Annotated in this window: 18 protein-coding genes; 3 read left to right on the top strand and 15 right to left on the bottom strand. The window is 60.9% G+C overall.

Going from position 1 to position 17,308, the window contains the following annotated elements; translation table 11 throughout:
• From GGD46_RS00345 to GGD46_RS00335, 3 genes are all read right to left on the bottom strand, one after another.
• Positions 1–1,608 (bottom strand): ABC-F family ATP-binding cassette domain-containing protein, encoded by a 1,608-nt coding sequence (locus tag GGD46_RS00345; protein ID WP_184700690.1) that lies wholly within the window; start codon positions 1,606–1,608, stop codon positions 1–3.
• A 195-nt stretch (positions 1,609–1,803) separates the two neighbouring features.
• Positions 1,804–2,385 carry a dienelactone hydrolase family protein gene (locus tag GGD46_RS00340; protein ID WP_184700688.1) on the bottom strand — a complete coding sequence of 194 codons (582 nt, stop codon included), beginning with the start codon at positions 2,383–2,385 and terminating at the stop codon, positions 1,804–1,806.
• A gap of 188 nt (positions 2,386–2,573) precedes the next feature.
• Positions 2,574–2,867 (bottom strand): DUF1127 domain-containing protein, encoded by a 294-nt coding sequence (locus GGD46_RS00335; RefSeq protein ID WP_184700686.1) that lies wholly within the window; start codon positions 2,865–2,867, stop codon positions 2,574–2,576.
• 199 nt (positions 2,868–3,066) lie between these two features.
• Here GGD46_RS00335 and GGD46_RS00330 point away from each other — a divergent pair, with 199 nt between their 5' ends.
• Entirely contained in the window at positions 3,067–4,020 is a 954-nt protein-coding gene (locus GGD46_RS00330) for a LysR substrate-binding domain-containing protein (RefSeq protein WP_184700684.1), read from the top strand.
• A 134-nt stretch (positions 4,021–4,154) separates the two neighbouring features.
• On the opposite strand, the gene GGD46_RS00325 is transcribed toward GGD46_RS00330, so the two are convergent.
• The 5 genes from GGD46_RS00325 to guaB form a co-directional block, all read right to left on the bottom strand.
• A complete protein-coding gene (locus GGD46_RS00325) occupies positions 4,155–4,787 on the bottom strand; it encodes a TetR/AcrR family transcriptional regulator (protein WP_184700682.1) in 633 nt (210 codons plus the stop codon).
• A 209-nt stretch (positions 4,788–4,996) separates the two neighbouring features.
• Complete coding sequence (locus GGD46_RS00320) at positions 4,997–5,878, bottom strand: dienelactone hydrolase family protein (RefSeq protein ID WP_184700680.1); 882 nt, start codon at positions 5,876–5,878, stop codon at positions 4,997–4,999.
• 145 nt (positions 5,879–6,023) lie between these two features.
• The gene (locus GGD46_RS00315) at positions 6,024–6,446 is read right to left on the bottom strand and encodes an MAPEG family protein (RefSeq protein ID WP_184700678.1); all 423 of its coding nucleotides are present in this window, start codon (positions 6,444–6,446) and stop codon (positions 6,024–6,026) included.
• Positions 6,447–6,544: 98 nt separating this feature from the next.
• On the bottom strand, positions 6,545–7,135 hold the full coding sequence (locus tag GGD46_RS00310) for a hypothetical protein (RefSeq protein WP_184700676.1): 591 nt from the start codon (positions 7,133–7,135) through the stop codon (positions 6,545–6,547).
• Between the two features lie 3 nt (positions 7,136–7,138).
• A complete protein-coding gene (gene guaB, locus GGD46_RS00305; protein ID WP_184700674.1) occupies positions 7,139–8,623 on the bottom strand; it encodes an IMP dehydrogenase in 1,485 nt (494 codons plus the stop codon).
• Between the two features lie 318 nt (positions 8,624–8,941).
• On the opposite strand from guaB, the gene nudI reads away from it, so the two are divergent.
• Positions 8,942–9,421, top strand: a complete 480-nt coding sequence (gene nudI, locus GGD46_RS00300; RefSeq protein WP_246806174.1) for a nucleoside triphosphatase NudI — start codon at positions 8,942–8,944, stop codon at positions 9,419–9,421.
• Between the two features lie 88 nt (positions 9,422–9,509).
• Here nudI and GGD46_RS00295 read toward each other — a convergent pair whose 3' ends face one another.
• Entirely contained in the window at positions 9,510–10,358 is an 849-nt protein-coding gene (locus GGD46_RS00295) for an MBL fold metallo-hydrolase (RefSeq protein ID WP_409527660.1), read from the bottom strand.
• Between the two features lie 366 nt (positions 10,359–10,724).
• On the opposite strand from GGD46_RS00295, the gene GGD46_RS00290 reads away from it, so the two are divergent.
• On the top strand, positions 10,725–12,155 hold the full coding sequence (locus tag GGD46_RS00290) for a DHA2 family efflux MFS transporter permease subunit (RefSeq protein ID WP_184700670.1): 1,431 nt from the start codon (positions 10,725–10,727) through the stop codon (positions 12,153–12,155).
• Between the two features lie 34 nt (positions 12,156–12,189).
• Here the strand turns inward: GGD46_RS00290 and GGD46_RS00285 are convergent, their stop codons facing one another.
• From GGD46_RS00285 to GGD46_RS00260, 6 genes are all read right to left on the bottom strand, one after another.
• A complete protein-coding gene (locus GGD46_RS00285; RefSeq protein WP_184700668.1) occupies positions 12,190–12,573 on the bottom strand; it encodes a VOC family protein in 384 nt (127 codons plus the stop codon).
• Between the two features lie 65 nt (positions 12,574–12,638).
• The gene (locus GGD46_RS00280; protein WP_184700666.1) at positions 12,639–13,358 is read right to left on the bottom strand and encodes an RlmE family RNA methyltransferase; all 720 of its coding nucleotides are present in this window, start codon (positions 13,356–13,358) and stop codon (positions 12,639–12,641) included.
• Entirely contained in the window at positions 13,355–14,932 is a 1,578-nt protein-coding gene (locus tag GGD46_RS00275) for a Ppx/GppA phosphatase family protein (RefSeq protein WP_184700664.1), read from the bottom strand. Before GGD46_RS00275 ends, GGD46_RS00280 begins: the two co-directional genes overlap by 4 nt.
• A gap of 145 nt (positions 14,933–15,077) precedes the next feature.
• Positions 15,078–15,857 (bottom strand): anti-sigma factor family protein, encoded by a 780-nt coding sequence (locus GGD46_RS00270; protein ID WP_184700662.1) that lies wholly within the window; start codon positions 15,855–15,857, stop codon positions 15,078–15,080.
• Positions 15,858–15,873: 16 nt separating this feature from the next.
• A complete protein-coding gene (locus GGD46_RS00265; protein ID WP_184702176.1) occupies positions 15,874–16,518 on the bottom strand; it encodes an RNA polymerase sigma factor in 645 nt (214 codons plus the stop codon).
• A gap of 62 nt (positions 16,519–16,580) precedes the next feature.
• Positions 16,581–17,123, bottom strand: a complete 543-nt coding sequence (locus tag GGD46_RS00260; protein ID WP_184700661.1) for a tetratricopeptide repeat protein — start codon at positions 17,121–17,123, stop codon at positions 16,581–16,583.
• Positions 17,124–17,308: the final 185 nt, after the last annotated feature.

Here is a 17,308-nt window from a genome sequence, read left to right as displayed (position 1 = left end):
TCAAGCATTCGGCAATGCCGAGACGGTTCGCGCTGGAAGCTCGAGCCGTCTTTCTATGCCGATATTGTCGAGAAACACTTCGTCGTGGCTGACGACCAGGAGCGCACCATCATAGGCACGCAACCCCGCTTCGACGGCGGTGATGGAATCGATATCCAGATGGTTTGTTGGCTCGTCCAGAATCAGCAGCGAGGGCGGCACCGAGCCGCCGAGCACGCAGGCGAGCCCGGCTCGCAGAAGCTGCCCGCCACTCAAGCTGGACACGATCTGCAACGCGGCATCAGCGCGGAACATGAACCGTGCCAGGGCTGCGCGGCAGGCATTCTCGTCTGCGTCCGGATTGATCCTTCGGAAATTGTCGCGGATCGACAGCGACGGATCGAGAAAACTCACCCTTTGGTCCAACAGAGCGAATGGAAGAACACGCACCGTCCCTTTCCACGGTTCCAGCGCGCCTGATATCAACGCGAGGAGCGTCGTCTTGCCCGATCCGTTCGGCCCGGTGATCGCGACGCGCTCCGGTCCCGTCATGACGATATCGAGATTGCGAAAGATCGGCCGCTCGGGATCGTAGCCGGCGGTAACACCCTCCAGCCTGAGCACGACCCTATTTGCCGGCAAGCCGGACGTCGGAACCTTGACCGTGAGGGGCTGCAGGATCTCGATCTTTTCGCGGGCAGCTGCGGCATCCTGCAGGGCCTGGCCACGCCGCCGTTCGGCAAGCCGTGTGTTCTCGCCGCCCGTCATCTCGGCCCGCTCTTTCATCCCGCCAAGCAGGATGCGCGGTATGCCGCCCTTGGCCGCCATTTTCCGACCGGCCTTGTCGCGTCTCGCCTGACGTTCGACAGCCGCCTGGGCGCTTCTCTCCACTTCGGCGACGCGCTTCTCGGCCTCGGCGAAATCATGCTCGGCTGCGGATAGCTCCAGCGCTTTGCGCTCCCGATACTGTGTCCAGTTGCCGCCATAGCGCGAAGCGCCGAGCGACGTCAGCTCGACGATCGCGTCCATGGTGTCGAGCAACTCGCGATCATGGCTGATGACGACGGCGCCTGCCCTCCAGCCCACCAGCAGATCGATCACAGCCGCGCGGCCGTCGCGGTCCAGATTGTTGGTTGGCTCATCGAGGACCAGAAAATCGGGATCGTCGAGGATGAGGGCTACAAGGGCGCAGCGGGTGCGCTGCCCGCCGGACAGGGTGACGAGACGCGTCTCCGGCAAGACCTCGAGCCCGACACGATCGAGTGCCGAAGCCATGCGCTGCTCAAGCGTCCAGTCGGCCGAGGCAAGCTCCTCATTCGTCGCCTCGCCCAGCTCCGCGCGCTGCAGAACGGCCAGTGCCTCGCGCGCACCAAAGAGATCGGCAACGGTTTCATCTGCCTGCACCTGCACGCTCTGGCGCAGGATTCCCAATTTGCGGTTGAAGGAAATCGTACCGGATTGCGGCTGCAGATCTCCGGCGACGAGCCTTATCAGCGTCGTCTTGCCGACGCCGTTGCGGCCGACAAGACCGGTGCGTTCGGCGCCGAAGCTCAGATCGAGATTGGAGAGGAGCGGCCGGCCGTCAGGCGTGGACCACGAAAGATTGGATAGAACGATGGATATGGACATGAATACGAATTTCCTCGATAGCAAGGCTGAAAGACATTGCGGTCGAGGTAGAATCCATTGCGGCACACATCCTGTTGGTATTGGCGATGCCTATAAGCTAAGCGATAAGTTGCGTCGTTTCAAGGCGAGATCGTTCAGGCTCTGCATCAAACACAGCGAAGGATGCCATCCAAGCACCGCCCAGGCGTCCTGGTGTCACGCTTTCGCATCGATGGCGTCGAGGAAGCTGATGACGCGCTTCCATGTGAGGTCGGCAGCCTTGGCATCGTAGTCCGGCAGGCTGGCATCGGTGTAGAGATGGCCGCCATCACCCGGGTATCGGAAAATCTCCGCCGCGAGCCCGGAGCGATCGACGGCCCGTCGCCAGTCGGCAACGTCCTCCTCCGATTCGAATGGATCCGGCTCGGCCAGATGCAGCTGCAGCGGCAAGCCCTTGCGCGCATTCTCGACGATGGAGGCGATGCCATGCAGGAACAGAATGCCGGCGGTCTCGCGGCGCTTTGGCCATAGGCTTGCGGCAACCGCAGCGCCCATGGAAAACCCGGCAAGCACGGTTGAGGCAGGCAAACCGGCCAGCGCCCATTCCGCTTGCTCACAAATCGTGGGCCAGCCGATTTCGTCCTTGAAGGCGAATCCTTCCTCGATCGACCGGGCGATCAGACCGTCGTAGAGGTCCGGTGCGAAGGCCTTGTGCCCTGCTGCCTGCACACGCTCCACCGCCTCGTGTTCGAGCTGCCGCAAACCGTAGACGGAGTGGAAGAAGATCACCGTTGCCATCGTCGTATCCTGCTATTTCGATCAGGCCCTAAGATAAGACAGTTGATGGGGGAAGCAACGTATCCGTGCACATTCACCCGCTGAACGGACCCCTTAAAGAAAAAACCCGGTGTTGGCCCTTGGGCCGAACACCGGGAAAGAAGCAGGGCTTATTGGCTGTCACCCTGCGGGGAAACGATTGCCCGACATCAGCAACGAGCGCTGGTGAAGGCTGAAGAGCGCGCGCAGCGGCGCGCGGACTGGGTCAAATGGCTGGACGGATCCTCGAAGAAGGTCGAGGTAGTCAACGCGGCGCTGAGGTCCTGGCGAGTCAAGCCGATATCTCTCAACTGGCTGTCGTCAAGCTCGTTCAGATAGTCGATCTCGCGACGATTGCGGAGAGCACGCCAGACGGAAGCCGCTTTACCAAAAGCAACCGTCATACGAGCCGTCAGAGACAGCGATGGCGTTACAAGGCCGAGGGTCTGATCTGTCGCGCGCATTTCCGTAATCCTTTCCTTGGGGCACACGCCAGCCGAGCCCCTTCCCAGGGATCGGGGAAAGGGCACAGGCCGGGAGGAGTTCGACAGGAATGTCTGTTCGATTGGTATGCTGAATTGCATTCAGAAGATGCCAAAGCCCTATTGATCAGTCCAACGAATGTTTCTAATGATAACTATCAAACTCCTTTATAGGTGAACCATGTCCGCGCCGCTTGATATCGATCAGTTGCAGACCTTCATCGCAATCGTGGATTCCGGCAGCTTCACCAAGGCAGCCGACCGCGTGTTCAAGACGCAGTCGGCGGTTTCCATGCAGATGCGCCGATTGGAGGAGCGTGTCGGCAAGCAGCTTTTCATCAAGGACGGCCGTGGCAACCGGCTGACGGCCGAGGGCGAAAAGCTTCTGAACTACGCCCGCCGGATCATTCGCCTCAACAACGAGGCTATCGCCGCCTTCGACGACAACCGTCTCGAAGGCACGCTGCGCATCGGCACGCCGGATGATTACGCCGACCGCTATATGCCCGAGATCATTGGCCGTTTCGCCAAGACGCATCCGAATGTCGAGCTCTACATCGTCTGCGAACCCTCGGTGGATCTCGCCGAGCGCATGCATCGCGGCGAACTCGATATCGCGCTCGTCACCCACAATCCGCGCGAGCGCATGTCTGATGTCGTGCGGACGGAGCCGCTCTGCTGGGTCGGGTCGGCCAATCACCCGCTGCGCGACGACGCGCCCATCCCGCTCGCCGTCGGCCGGCGCGACTGTCAGTGGCGCCAGCTTGCCTGCTCGGCGCTCGATGCCGGCGGCCGCGAATATCAGATCCTGTTCACCAGCTGGTCTTGCACCGTCGTTGCCGCCGCGGTACTGGCGGGTATGGCTGTCTCGGTCATGCCTGAATCGGCTCTGCGAACCGGCATGAAGGTCCTGACCCAGGCCGATGGCTTCCCGGCCCTGCCGCCCGTACAGATCGGCATCATGAAGCGGCCCGGGCTTTCGGTATCGCTGATGAACGCCATCACCGCGCATATCTCCGCCTGCCTGGACAATATCACGCCGGCCGTTGTTGATGATGACCTCGATGGCGATGTGAAGACCTATGCGCGTATCTATCCGCGCCAGCGCGCCAATCAGATCTTGCCGGGTTGGTGAGCTAGAGCCTTTTCACTTTTCTTCGAAACGCGAAAACGCTCTATCCTTTTGTTTTAAGCAATTCCGGACGGAAAACCGCCGCGTACTTTTCCTGGAATTGCTCTGGCGGCCCACCACCCGATCGCCCTCGTTGGTTAGAGCGCCGGCTCCGCCAGCAATGTGGTGCGGATTACCTGCTTCCATTCGCCAAGCATGCGTTTTGCCATGCCCTCGTCGCTCATGATGGCGAAGCGAACGGACGCACCGATCAGATGGCTGAAAAGCTGGGTGCGCGCCTTCAGGTCGATGCGGCTTTCCGCCGGCAGGAAAGGCTGAATGCAGGTCAGGAAGATCTCGGCGACGCGATTGCTGTGCAATATGTTGAGCTGCAGGATATCCTTGTCGATATCCGTACCGAGCCAGACGCCAAGATAGGCCGGGTCGCCGCGAAACTCGCTATAATACCAATCGATCATGCCGCAAACCAGCTCGATGGCGTGGTCCAGCGATGTCACCGAGGAGAAAGCTTCCTCGACCTTCTCCTGGATGAGTTTGGCATGACGATCGAGCAAGGCCCTGACGATCGCGCCCTTGTCCGGAAAATACTGGTAGACGGAACCGATCGGAATCGCTGCGACCACAGCCAGTTCGGTCATCTTCATGGCGCTGACGCCCTTTTCGGCGATCAGTGTCGCCGCGGCCGAGAGGATGGCATCGACACGTTGGATACTCCGCTCCTGCTGTGGCCTTTTTCGGAACGTGATGCGGTCTGGATTATCCGGAGTCATTCTTTACCCGTTTCATTATCATGCTGAACGGCGCTCAAGCGCGCCAAACGCTATGCCACCGGACGGGTTCAATGTGCGTAAACGGGAAAAGTCCAATTTTACTCATTACTTAGGAGCTTTGATCAAAGCCTGGAGCAGCGCCCGAAACATGGTTTCGGCCGGGTAATCAGCGTGTGAACGGCGAGCCTGCGGAGGCCAACCGTATCATTCTAGGACAGATGCTTCTTCAGAAACTCGATCGTCCTGCCCCAGGCCAGATCGGCAGCCTTCTTGTCGTAACGGGCAGCCGACGTATCGTTGTTAAAGGCATGATTGACGCCGTCATAGACGAAGATCTCGAAGGTCTTGCCGCCGGCCTGCAGCTCCTTGCGATAGGCGTCGATACCGGCATTGATGCGATCGTCGAGGCCGGCGTAATGCAGCAGCAGAGCTGCCTTGATCTTGGGCACCTCGCTTGCCGCCGGCTGTGCGCCATAATAGGCAATGCCTGCCTTCAGCTCGGGCGAGATCGTCGCGAAACGATTGACGAGGCCACCGCCCCAGCAGAAGCCGACGGCACCGACCTTGCCGTTGGAACCATCGAGCTTGGCGAGATAGGTCAGGCTTGCCTCGGCATTGGCCGCGGTCAATGCCGGATCAAGATTGGTGAACATATCCCGCGCCTTGTCTTCATCGTCAGGCGTGCCGCCAAGCGGGGAGAGAAAATCCGGCGCCAACGCCACGAACCCTTCCAGCGCCACGCGGCGAGCGATATCGCGGATATGCCCATTGAGGCCGCGATTCTCGTGGATGACGATGACACCGCCCAGTTTGCCGGACGCCTCCTTTGGTTGGGCGAGATAGCCCTTCATCTCGCCCTTGCTGCCGGCAAACGTCACGTCCTTTGTCGCAAGCCTGTTGTCGTCTGCGGCGATGACCTCGGCGCTCGCCTTGTTGGCAGCAAGCAGCGGCGCGATGGCGGCAGCAGCTCCGGCTGAGCCCGCGAGCTTGGTCAGCTTGTCCATGAAGCTCCGACGATCGAGCGTCAGATGCGTATATTCGTCATAGGCGTTGATCATCGCCTGCGTCACAACAGGCTTTTCCGTGCTCATGGTTCCGTTCTCCCTGTTTTCTTGGCAGCAAGCTGAAAACGACCGGCCACCCGCTGACAAGATAGGTCAGCGAGCGACGACGTAACGGTAAAGGAAAAACACAAAGACGTGACCGCGGGTTGCGCCCACAGTCACGCTGACCGCATCAGGAGAAGGCGAGCCAGATGCCGAGCCAGACCCACATGCCGACGAGAGCCACGAAGCCGAGCGCAAAGAGCGGGCTGCGATAGCGCAGGTCGTTGCTGGTTACATGCACGAAGGCATGGGCATAGCGTGTGGCAACGAAAATCCAGGCGAGGATCACGGAAGGGAGATTATCCGCCTGCGTGGTGTAGAGCAGGACGCAGCAGACGTGGAAGAGCAAGGGAAGTTCGAACTGGTTGGCAAGGCTGTTGCGCACCGCAAGGCTCTCGGCAGGCTCGTTCGCCGCATGGTTCTCGCGAAACTGCACGGGCTGGATACGACCGGCCTTGACCAGAACATGGCGGCGCCACCCAAGGAGCGCGTAGAGGCCGAAGACAAGCACCGCATGCGCCACCATGGGCCGGAACATTTCATAGCCTGTCACACCGCCAACTCCTTTGGAATTTCCGAAAACTATACAGCAGATCTAAAATGCGACAGCGACCGTTGCGTATGACGTATGACGCACGGCGCTGTAGTCGATCAGGACGGTTTGGAGCCGTCCCGCGAGAGGTAGCGAAAAATCGCGAAGCGGGCCAGCAGAATAACCGTCACCACCAGGGTCAGGAACTTCAGCCTGACGATAATAGGCAGCGCGCTTGAGAGAAGCGCCACCGTCGCATCCGATGGCGTTGCCGGCGGATACAGCATGAGGCCGGCGATATTCTCGGCATAGTCGACAACGGCATAGAAGATCGGCAGGCAGAAAATAAAGAACCTCGCGCCCGGCGGGATCGCGCGGCCGAAGAAGAAGCCGTTTGGGCCGATCATCTGCAACAGGCAGAACAGCAGACCGCCGAGTACGAGCGGAAAGATCAGCTCCGGCCCCAGATACATGGAATGCAGGATGGCGGCCGGATCGGGATGATCTTTGAGGTAGCGCAGCATGACGATGACATCGTCGCGCTCATAACCGCCGATGCGCGCATCCAGCATCTGTTGGCCGGCTGCCGCCTCGCTGAAGGCGCGCACGAAGCCGGCGTAGATCCAAGCGAATAGTGCTAGGGAAAGAGCTGCTAGGATCGCCGCCAGGCCCTGTACGGACCTGGCATTGCCCTGAGCGCGATCGTCCATCGATCAGCCGCCTGAGCCCGGATAGTTCGGGCTTTCGCGGGTGATCGTGACGTCGTGGGCATGGCTTTCGCGCAAGCCAGCGCCGGAGATGCGCACGAAGGTCGCGCGCTCCTGGAACTGCTTGAGATCGGCGCCGCCGACGTAGCCCATGGCGGCCTTGAGGCCGCCTGCGAGCTGATGCAGGACACCCGCAACCGGACCCTTGTAAGGCACCTGGCCTTCGATGCCTTCCGGCACGAGCTTCAGCGTGTCGCGAACCTCGGCCTGGAAGTAGCGGTCGGCCGAGCCGCGGGCCATGGCACCGACGGAGCCCATGCCGCGATAGGCCTTGAAGGACCGGCCCTGGTAAAGAAAGACTTCGCCGGGGCTTTCGTCCGTGCCGGCAAGCAGCGAGCCGATCATGACAGCCGATGCTCCGGCGGCGATCGCCTTGGCAAGGTCGCCAGAGAATTTGATACCGCCATCGGCAATGACAGGGATATTCTGTTCCCGCGCCGCTTCGACCGCCGACATGATAGCGGCAAGCTGCGGTACGCCAACACCGGCAACGATGCGGGTGGTGCAAATCGAACCGGGGCCGATACCGACCTTGACTGCATCGGCGCCAGCATCGATCAGTGCGCGCGTGCCGTCATAAGTGGCAACGTTGCCGGCCATGATACGGACGGAATTGGAAAGCTTCTTAACGCGGGCGACGGCGTCGAGAACGCGCTGCGAATGACCATGGGCGGTGTCGACGACCAGAAGGTCGACGCCGGCCTCGATCAGGCGTTCAGCACGCTCGAAACCATCGTCGCCGACATTGATGGCCGCGGCAGCGCGCAAGCGGCCCTGAGCATCCTTGGAAGCATTCGGGTTAAGCTGCGACTTCTCGATGTCCTTGACGGTGATCAGGCCGACCAGACGGCCATCGCCGTCAACAACGAGCAGCTTTTCGATACGATGCGTGTGGAGCAGGCGCTTGGCTTCCTGCTGTTGCACGCCATCCTTGACCGTCACGAGATTTTCGCGGGTCATCAGCTCGTAGATCTTCTGCTTGGGATCGGAGGCGAAGCGGACGTCGCGGTTGGTGAGGATGCCGACGAGGCGATGCGACTTCTCGACGACCGGAATGCCGGAAATGCCGTGCGCCTTCATCAAGGCGAGCGCTTCGGCAAGCGTGGCGTCCGGACCGATGGTGACCGGATTGACCACCATGCCGCTTTCGAACTTCTTGACCTGGCGAACCTCTTCGGCCTGCTGCACTGGCGTCAGGTTGCGGTGGATAACGCCGATACCGCCGGCCTGCGCCATGGCGATCGCCAAACGGCTTTCGGTCACCGTATCCATCGCCGCTGAAATGATCGGCAGGTTGAGATCGATATCCTGGGCGATGCGGGTGGCGACATTCGTCTGGCCGGGCATGACCTCGGAGTGTCCCGGCTGCAGGAGCACGTCGTCGAATGTCAGAGCATCCAACCCGGTTGGCGTTTCAATGATGCGTGCCATGGCCAATTCCTTCGTCTGTGAAAAACAGGAAAGCCCGGAACGAATCGTCTACCGGGCGATCTTGCAAGTGTTGCTTGGAAGTTGGCGAGGGCTGGTAACACGTCTATGACAGGAAGGGAATAGCAAAAAGCTACCGGCTGGTATGTCCGGCGCGCAGGCTTCGCCTATCGCCTCGAATAAACAGCTTCGCGTCGTCGGATAGCTCCCTGCCAGCCTCGCGCACGGCCGTTACGGGCATGCCCCGATCAAAGTTGCGATCCTCAGCCCGGCCGCCTTGATCTACCTTGCAGCGGCTGCGAAAAGCTGATGTTCGAAAGGTTGGAGCAGGCGACGCGCGCCTCCAGCCCATGTCATTGGGAGAGACATTTGAGACAGCGAATAATCGTGTGCCCGCTTATTCAAAACGAAGGGGCATATCTGCTCTGCAAGATGCCGCAGAATCGCGGCGTGTTTCCTGGCCAATGGGCACTTTCCGGCGGTGGCCTCGAGCCGGGAGAGCGCCTTGAGGAAGGGTTGCGCCGTGAAATACGGGAGGAGCTCGGGGAGAAACTGCAAATCGCCAAGATCCAGCCCTGGACGTTTCGCGACGATGTCAGGACAAAATCCTATCCCGACGGATCTACCGAAGAACTTCACATGATCTACCTGATTTTTGACTGCGAGACGGCAAATCGCGAGGTCACCATCAATGAAGAATTCGAGGAATATGCCTGGGTCGAGCCGCAAAATCTCAAAGACTACGATCTGAACGAGGCCACGAGATCCACCTTCGCCGCCAAAGGCGTGCTGCCGGCTTAGAGCACTACCGGGAAGATACCTGGCGCTTTTCCCGGTAGTACAACTTAGCGAACCATGGCTGATCGGGACTAGGCCGGTCGATCTGCCCCTAGAGGTCGAACTGGTAGGTCTTCGGAATGTAACGGAAACCTTCCGCCTGCTTTTCGACGAAGCCGACGGCGGGGAAAGGCATGTGGAAACCGAGGAAGGGAATGCGGTCGGCGGCAATCATGTCGAAGATTCGCCGGCGGGTCTTGGCGGCTTGGGCCTTATCGACATCGAAGCGGACCTCCCAGTCCGGGCGACCAAGCGACAGGACATAGTGATTGGCGGTGTCACCAGTCATGACAAGCTGCTTGCCGTCCGATTCGAGATGGAAAACGAGATGGCCGGGTGTGTGGCCGGGAGCCAGCATGGCGGTCATGCCGCTGACGATAGGGTCGCCGTCCTTCAGGAAAGTCATCTTTTCGGCAAAAGGTGCGACATTCGCCAGCACTGCCTTGTAACCGCCTTCGGCCGGCGTTCCTTCGCGCGCGTTGTCCGTCCAGAACCCGTATTCGATCTCGCCGGTGACATAGCGGGCATTCGGAAAGGCCGGAGCGCCCTCCTCCATTAGGCCGCCGATATGATCGCCGTGCAGATGCGTGAGAGCAACGACGGTGACCTGCTCCGGCGCATAGCCCGCAGCCTTCAGCCCCTCGCGGAAACGGCCGAGGCCGCGCGCGCGGCCGGCTGCACCAAAGCCCGTATCGACGACGATCACATCCGAGCCCGTATCGATGATCGCGGGCGCGTAGCTGTTGACCAGCCTTTCTGTTGGCAGGAAATTCTGTTCCAGCAATTTGCGAACGGTATCCGGTGCCTGGTTCGAACCGAAGGTCTCCCAGGGATTCTCCATGATACTGGTACCGTCCTTGACGACGGTAATGGTACAGGATCCCAATTTGAACTGATGCATGTCTAGGGGCGGGACAGCCGTCAAGATCTTACTCCTTGTGTAGATGCGCAACGTAAGCTGCGCCTATCGTCGCCGGCGGCTGCAGCTCGATAGAGCTTTGCGCTAGACCGAAATTTGGTCATGACAAGCCAATCCAAATTCGCTAATACACCGGGTAACGTTTTATGCGTTTAGCATTTACATGCTCTTAGCATATGTCAAATCCTGCATTCCGGCCCTATGGCAAGCGATATCACGAAGACGTGATCCCCAAGCCTTCATCGAGCAGAATCCGGGATTGGCAGCAGCCGCGCATAGGACTACAGAGCGGCTGGCCGCGCTCAAGCGGCAGCCTTCCCGAAGACAGATCTATCAAGGCAGATGCCTATGAATCGCATCGTTCCGTTGATCCTCGCCGTTGCCCTTTTCATGGAACAGATGGATTCCACCGTCATCGCGACGGCACTGCCGGCCATCGCCAACGATCTCCATGTCGGCCCGATCACGCTCAAGCTGGCGCTGACTTCCTACATGGTGTCGCTGGCCGTATTCATTCCGATCAGTGGCTGGATGGCGGATCGGTTCGGCGCCAAGAACATCTTCCGGGTCGCCATCTGCGTCTTCGTCATCGGCTCCATCATGTGCGCCTTTTCCGGCGGCCTCTTGGAATTCGTCTTCGCCCGCTTCCTGCAGGGCGTTGGCGGCTCGATGATGACGCCGGTCGGGCGCCTCGTGCTGGTACGCACCACGCAGAAGAGCGATCTGGTCTCGGCCATGGCGCTGCTGTCCATTCCGGCGCTCGTCGGCCCGCTTGCCGGGCCGCCGCTCGGCGGCTTCATCACCACCTATGCCTCCTGGCACTGGATCTTCCTCATCAACGTGCCGGTCGGCATCCTCGGCGTCATCCTCGCTTCGATCTTTCTGCCGGATGTGGAAGCGACCATGCCGCCGAAACTCGATATCATTGGCTTCCTGCTGACGTCCTTTGCCGCATCCGGCATCGTCTTCGGCATGTCCGTCATCAGCCTGCCTGCCTTGCCGCCCTATATCGGCATCTCTGCCGTCGTCATCGGTGCCATCTGCGGCATTCTCTATATCGCCCATGCGCGCCGCCATCCGGCACCGATCCTGGACCTGTCATTGCTGGGGAACGCCACCTTCCGCGCTTCTGTCACCGGCGGCACGCTCTTCCGCATCTGTATCGGCGCCATGCCCTTCCTGACGCCGCTGATGCTGCAGCTCGGCTTCGGCCTCAATCCGTTCCAGTCCGGCCTCATCACCTTTGCCGGCGCGATCGGCGCGATCACCACAAAGTTCATCGCCCGCCGCGTCTTTACCGCCGTCGGCTTCAAAACGGCGCTGCTTTCGGCGGCCGCCGTTACAACAGTCACGACGATCTGCACCGGTTTTTTCCAGCCGTGGACCTCGCACCTTATCATCGTCGCGATATTGCTGATCGGCGGCTTCTCGCGCTCTTTCTTCTTCACCGGCATCAACGCGCTCGCCTTCGCCGATATCAGCGACAGGCAGGCCAGCCAGGCGACATCCATGAGTTCCGTCATGCAGCAGATCAGCCTTGCGCTCGGCGTCGCCGTTGCAGCCATGATCCTCGAGACCTCGACCTTCTTCAACAGAGCCGAACTTCAGGTTCGCGACTTTCATGTCGCCTTCTTCTGCATCTCTGTGCTGACGGTGCTCGCCACCATTCCCTTCATCCGGATGGATCGCAGCGCCGGCGCCATGGTTTCCGGCCACAAGGCTGGCCTGAAACGCGTCTCAGGCCTTGAGCCGCAGGTGCAGCAGCCGGTCGCCAAGTGACGCCGTCCGGCGGACGCTTGGACGCGATCGAAGCCTATTCCGGCCTTTCGCAGACGGCACTCAGCTTGTTGCCGTCGGGGTCACGGACATAGGCGGCATAGAAATTGGCGTGGAAGGAGCGCAGGCCCGGCTTTCCCTCATCGGTGCCGCCGCTAGCGAGCGCCGCGGCATGGAAAGCATCGACAGCAGCGCGGCTTTCGGCATTCAAGGCAACCATGGAACCATTGCCGATGGTTGCTGCCCTCTGATCATAGGGCTTGACCACCCAGAGCCGGCAGCGCGTATCGCCTTCACCGGCATAGCCGATTTCCTCATCCGATTCGCGAAGGCACTGATAGCCAAGCGTGAGCAGGACCGCGTCGTAAAAACCGCGCGAGCGAGTAATGTCGTTGGAACCGAGCGTTATGTAGAGAAGCATGATTGAATCTTGATCGTCCGTGATGCCTTGGGAAACGGTATCATCCAACGAAAAAGTCAGTCAGATCAAGCCTCCGCGGCTTCCTCTTCGGCCTTGCGTCCCTTGAAGCCCTTCGCCAGCAAGAACATTTCGACCGATTCGGCTCGCGATGCGCCAGGCTTCACATGGATGACCTGACGGAAATTCTGCTTGAGGAAGGTCAGCAGATCGCGCTCCGTGCCACCCTGGAAGGTCTTGGCAAGGAAATGCCCGCCCTCTCCCAGCACTTCGACGGCGAAATGCGCGGCAACTTCGCAAAGATGCATGGTGCGCAGGTGATCGGTGCGATGATGACCTGTGGTCGGCGCCGCCATATCGGAGATGACGAGATCGGGCGTACCGCCGACGGCATCGATCAGCCGCTGCGGCGCTTCCGGATCGAGGAAGTCGAGCTGCAAGATCGTCACGCCGGGAATGGGCGCCATTTCCAGGAAGTCGATCGCGGCGACGCGGATATCGTCTTCGGTCGATTCGGTCACCTTGGCGGCGATCTGCGACCAGCTGCCCGGTGCAGCGCCCAGATCGATGATGCGGCGCGCGCCCTTCAGAATCTGATGCTTCTCGTCGATCTCCAGCAGCTTGAAGGCCGCGCGGGCGCGATAGCCTTCAAGCTGGGCGCGCTGCACATAGGGATCGTTGATGTGCCGCTGCAGCCATTGCCGCGAGGAGGCCTTCAGCTTCTTTTTCTTGACGCGCTGGCCGAGCTTGCGGCCCGTGCGGTTGCCGGCGATGGTTGGCTTGGTCACGTCTGCGGCCCCTTCGTATCCCTCGGTCGATGCCCCCTGCGCGAGCGGCCCCGCCGCCAGACGCCGTCATCCGCCATCATATCAGTCAGCAATCCCTCGCGCAGGCCGCGATCGGCGACACGCATGCGCGGGCTCGGCCAGCGGCGGCGGATCGCCTCCAGAATGGCGCATCCCGCCAGAACCAGATCGGCGCGATCCGGACCGATGCAGGGATTGGCGGCCCGGCCGGCAAAATCCCAGGACAGCAGCTTGGCCTGCATCGCGCTCACTTCATCATCCGACAACCAGACGCCGTCCACCCGGCGCCGATCGTAGCGCGGCAGATCGAGATGGACGCCGGCAAGCGTCGTCACTGTGCCAGATGTGCCGATCAGATGGAAGTCGGCGCTGTCGCGCGCAGCCCCCTGCACGGGCGGGCAATCGAAACGCTCCAGCATGCGCTGCACTTCGCACACCATCGTCTCGAACAGCTCCGGCGTGACGTCCCGGCCGCCATGCCTTTCGGACAGCGTCACGACGCCGACAGGCAGCGAGGTCCAATGGGTGATATGATTGGCAAGGCGGCTGGAACGATTTTCGCCGATGCGGATGACCGCAATTTCGGAGGAGCCGCCGCCGATGTCGAACAGCACGACCGAGCGCGCTTCCGGTCCCACCAGCGACGAGCAGCCAGAAACGGCAAGCCGCGCCTCGGTCTCGCGATCGATGATCTCCAGCTGCAGCCCGGTTTCGGCGGTAACGCGTTCGAGGAAAGCTTCGCCGTTGTCGGCCGCGCGGCAGGCCTCGGTAGCGATCAGCCGCATACGGCGGATTTCGCGTGTCTTCAGCTTGGCGGCGCAAATCCGCAAGGCTTCGACAGCCCGATCCATGGCGTCGCCCGAGAGGCGGCCGCTGGCGCCAAGCCCCTCGCCGAGGCGCACGATGCGGGAAAAGGCATCGACAACCCGGAACTGGCCCGGGCGCGTCGGCTGCGCGATCAGCAGCCGGCAATTGTTGGTGCCGAGATCGAGGGCGGCATAGAGGTCGAGCGGACGGGAATCGGCCTCGGCATAATGATGCTGGCCCTGACCTTCACGTCGCGGCTGCGATTGCCTAACCTGCCGGTGATCGTCGTGAGCCGGCGCTTGCGCGTTCGCTAATGTACTTGTGGGAGCGACGAATTGCGCGGTTTTTTCATGCGCCAGCGGCCGGCCCTGCAGGCCACGCTTGCTGCGATGCTTGCGCCTATTCTTGCCGCTCTTGTGCGATGACCGATGGCCATGATCCGCCGCAGCGCGATGCTCGGCCGTTGATGAAGGGTGCTGTGTCTGGGGGGAAGATTGCGCATCACCTTGTGCTCCACCGCGCGCACGGCGTCGGCGCTTACGCTTTTTGGCCGGAGAACCGGCTTCATCTTCCACTGGGCGCATCGCCGCCTGGCTGGACTTGCCTGCCTGACTGGCCTCCGCAGAATGAGCGTTCGGGCGACCATGGCCGCGCTTACGCTTCGCGCGCCGGGAGGATTTATCCTTCCTGCGCTCTACTGCTGACGCCCCGTTTGCCTGCGGCGCTGAGCCGCTGTCGGGGTCACTCACGTATCTTTTCCACCGCGCCGCGCAAGGCCCTTAAGGCATGCTGCTGGCACTCGTTCGATTTTCGTTGGGCAAAGAATACCAGCAGGATGGGTTTTCGCCAAATTCTTTTTGAATCACGCCATTTTAGCCGAGCCCCAAACAGCCATCAGGCGACCAGGCGCGACCTGATATCAGCTGCAAGTTGCTGTATCCGATCGATCGGCGCGTGACCGATCAGCATGAAGGCATGCGTGGCGCTCGACCAATAGACGACGTTCATGCCTCGGCGGCTTTCCGAACCCGGTGCAGCCGCGCCTTTGGCAGAGCGAACGATACACAGCGCCATCGGCCCGCTTTCCGGGTCGAGATAGGCGATCTGAGCCAGGGGCTTGCTGTCATAGTTCAGGATCTGGGCACGTTTGAAATCAATGCCGGGCATGGCGACGGCTTCCGGCGCCAGAGAAAGGCCGAGCTTGTTGCCGACGTCGTCGAGCTGCGCAACCTGTTGTGCATGATCACCCGCTGGGGCGTTTAGCGTGTCCGCCGTATAAAGCGAGAGGTATTCCGCCACCGCAGCGCGCCATTCGCTGTCTTCATCGGGTTTCGAGAGCTGGCGGTTGACCGCGATCACGCCGCGATCGATCGCAATGGCGGCTACGAAGCTTGCGGCGATTGCAGCCAGGAAGCCGCGACGACCGATACCGGCGGTACTGGCGTTAAGTTTTTCGGCCGATGAAATTGTGGCGAGCATGGCTTCCAGCCTTGCTGCCGGCGCCTGGGCGAGCACGGGCTCGAATGCATCAGCGAATGGCAGCGCGCTGCGCGACAGAAACTCAAAACGCTCCGCCACACGCGCATCGTCGGCGATCAATCGTTCGATCCATTCACGGTCGGCATCCTCAAGCTCGCCATCGATGAAGGCGGTGAACTGCTCGTCCGTAGGCATTTGTGCTTTGCTCAACTCACTCATTTCTATTCCCCAGTCGCCCGCCACCGGAAGACACCCCTCCGGCTACTGCCCCCATGCTTTCCGCAAGCTTCGTCCGTGCGGCCGCCAGCCGGCTCATCACCGTTCCGATCGGCACCTCCAGGATCTCGGCCACTTCGCGGTAGGAAAGCCCCTCGACGTAAGCGAGGAAGACCGCCGTGCGCTGTGCTTCCGGCAGCGCCTGCACGCGCTGCAGCACCTGCCCGGCGAGAATATGCGTTTCGGTCTCCAGCGCGCCGTCGAACACGAGCGTCTCGTCGGCATCGACGAAGCCCTGCCCCATGCGCACGCGCCGCGAGCGAACCTCGTTGAGCCATATCGAGTGGAGGATGGCGAACAGCCAGCGATCCAGCCGTGTGCCCGCCGTGAACTGCGACGCCCGTTCCAAGGCCCTGACGCAGGTCGCCTGCACGAGATCGTCGGCAACATCACGCTGGCGCGACAGCACCACACCGTAACGCCATAGCCGCGCCAGATGCTGGGACAAGCCCATCCTGATATCGTCTTCGCTCGCTATGACATCCTCCGCGACATCCGCTTTCCGGAGAGCCGCCGATCTTTTCGGCGGCTCCGATCCAGTCCGACTATAAGCAGAAATCGCGGTACGAGCGACCGGCATCATTCCCATAGCCTTCGCAAAGCTCCCTGCTTATCGCCTTCATGATTGCCCTCACATCGTCATCACATGCTGGAGGGGTTCAGGATGGCGGCGTGAAGGTCGCGATATTCCTCGCAGGTCGTGTTGCCGCAGAGTGCCTTGATCGTATTCAACTGATCCTTGGCGAGATCCATCCGACCCTTGATGACATAGGCTTCGCCGAGATATTCGCGCACCAGCGTATATTTCGGATCCATGGCGACGGACTTGGTGTAGTAGGAGATACCCTCATCCGTACGGCCGAGCTTGCGGGTGGCATAGCCGCGATAGTTCAGCGCCTCGGCCGTGTTCGGGTTCTTCATCGTGTCCAGAACTGCGAGAGCTTCCTGGTAGCGATGATCCTTCTTAGCCAGTGAATAGGCGTAGTCGGCGCGATTTTCGTCTGTGACGTTTGCGCCCTGCTGCTTCACGCATTTCTGGCTCTTCTGGTCGTAGATTTCTCCCTTCTTGCAGGTCGGCGTCGTGCTTGAATCATTGCCGGCTGCAAATGCCGGAATGGCGAAGGCGCCAACGGCCAGGCCGACGCCGATCGTGATGGCAGCCAGGCGGAATCTATTGGTCTTCATGGAATGTCTCCTTGGCAAATGAACGTTGCGGGTGGAGAACACACCGTCTGCCAACTTTATTCGGTACGCCGCGCAATATTTTCGCGCGAGCGGCGCAGGGGGAGCCGTCACTCTTTCGTGACTGCTGCGGCACCGAATAAGCCGGTGCCATCGCGTGTTTCCACAGAGTGCCCTCGAAGGGCCAC

It is taken from the genome of Martinezella lusitana (genome assembly GCF_014207095.1).
GTDB lineage: Bacteria > Pseudomonadota > Alphaproteobacteria > Rhizobiales > Rhizobiaceae > Rhizobium > Rhizobium lusitanum_B.
Note: the sequence above shows the minus strand (reverse complement) of the source record. Positions and strands in the feature narration are given on the sequence as shown.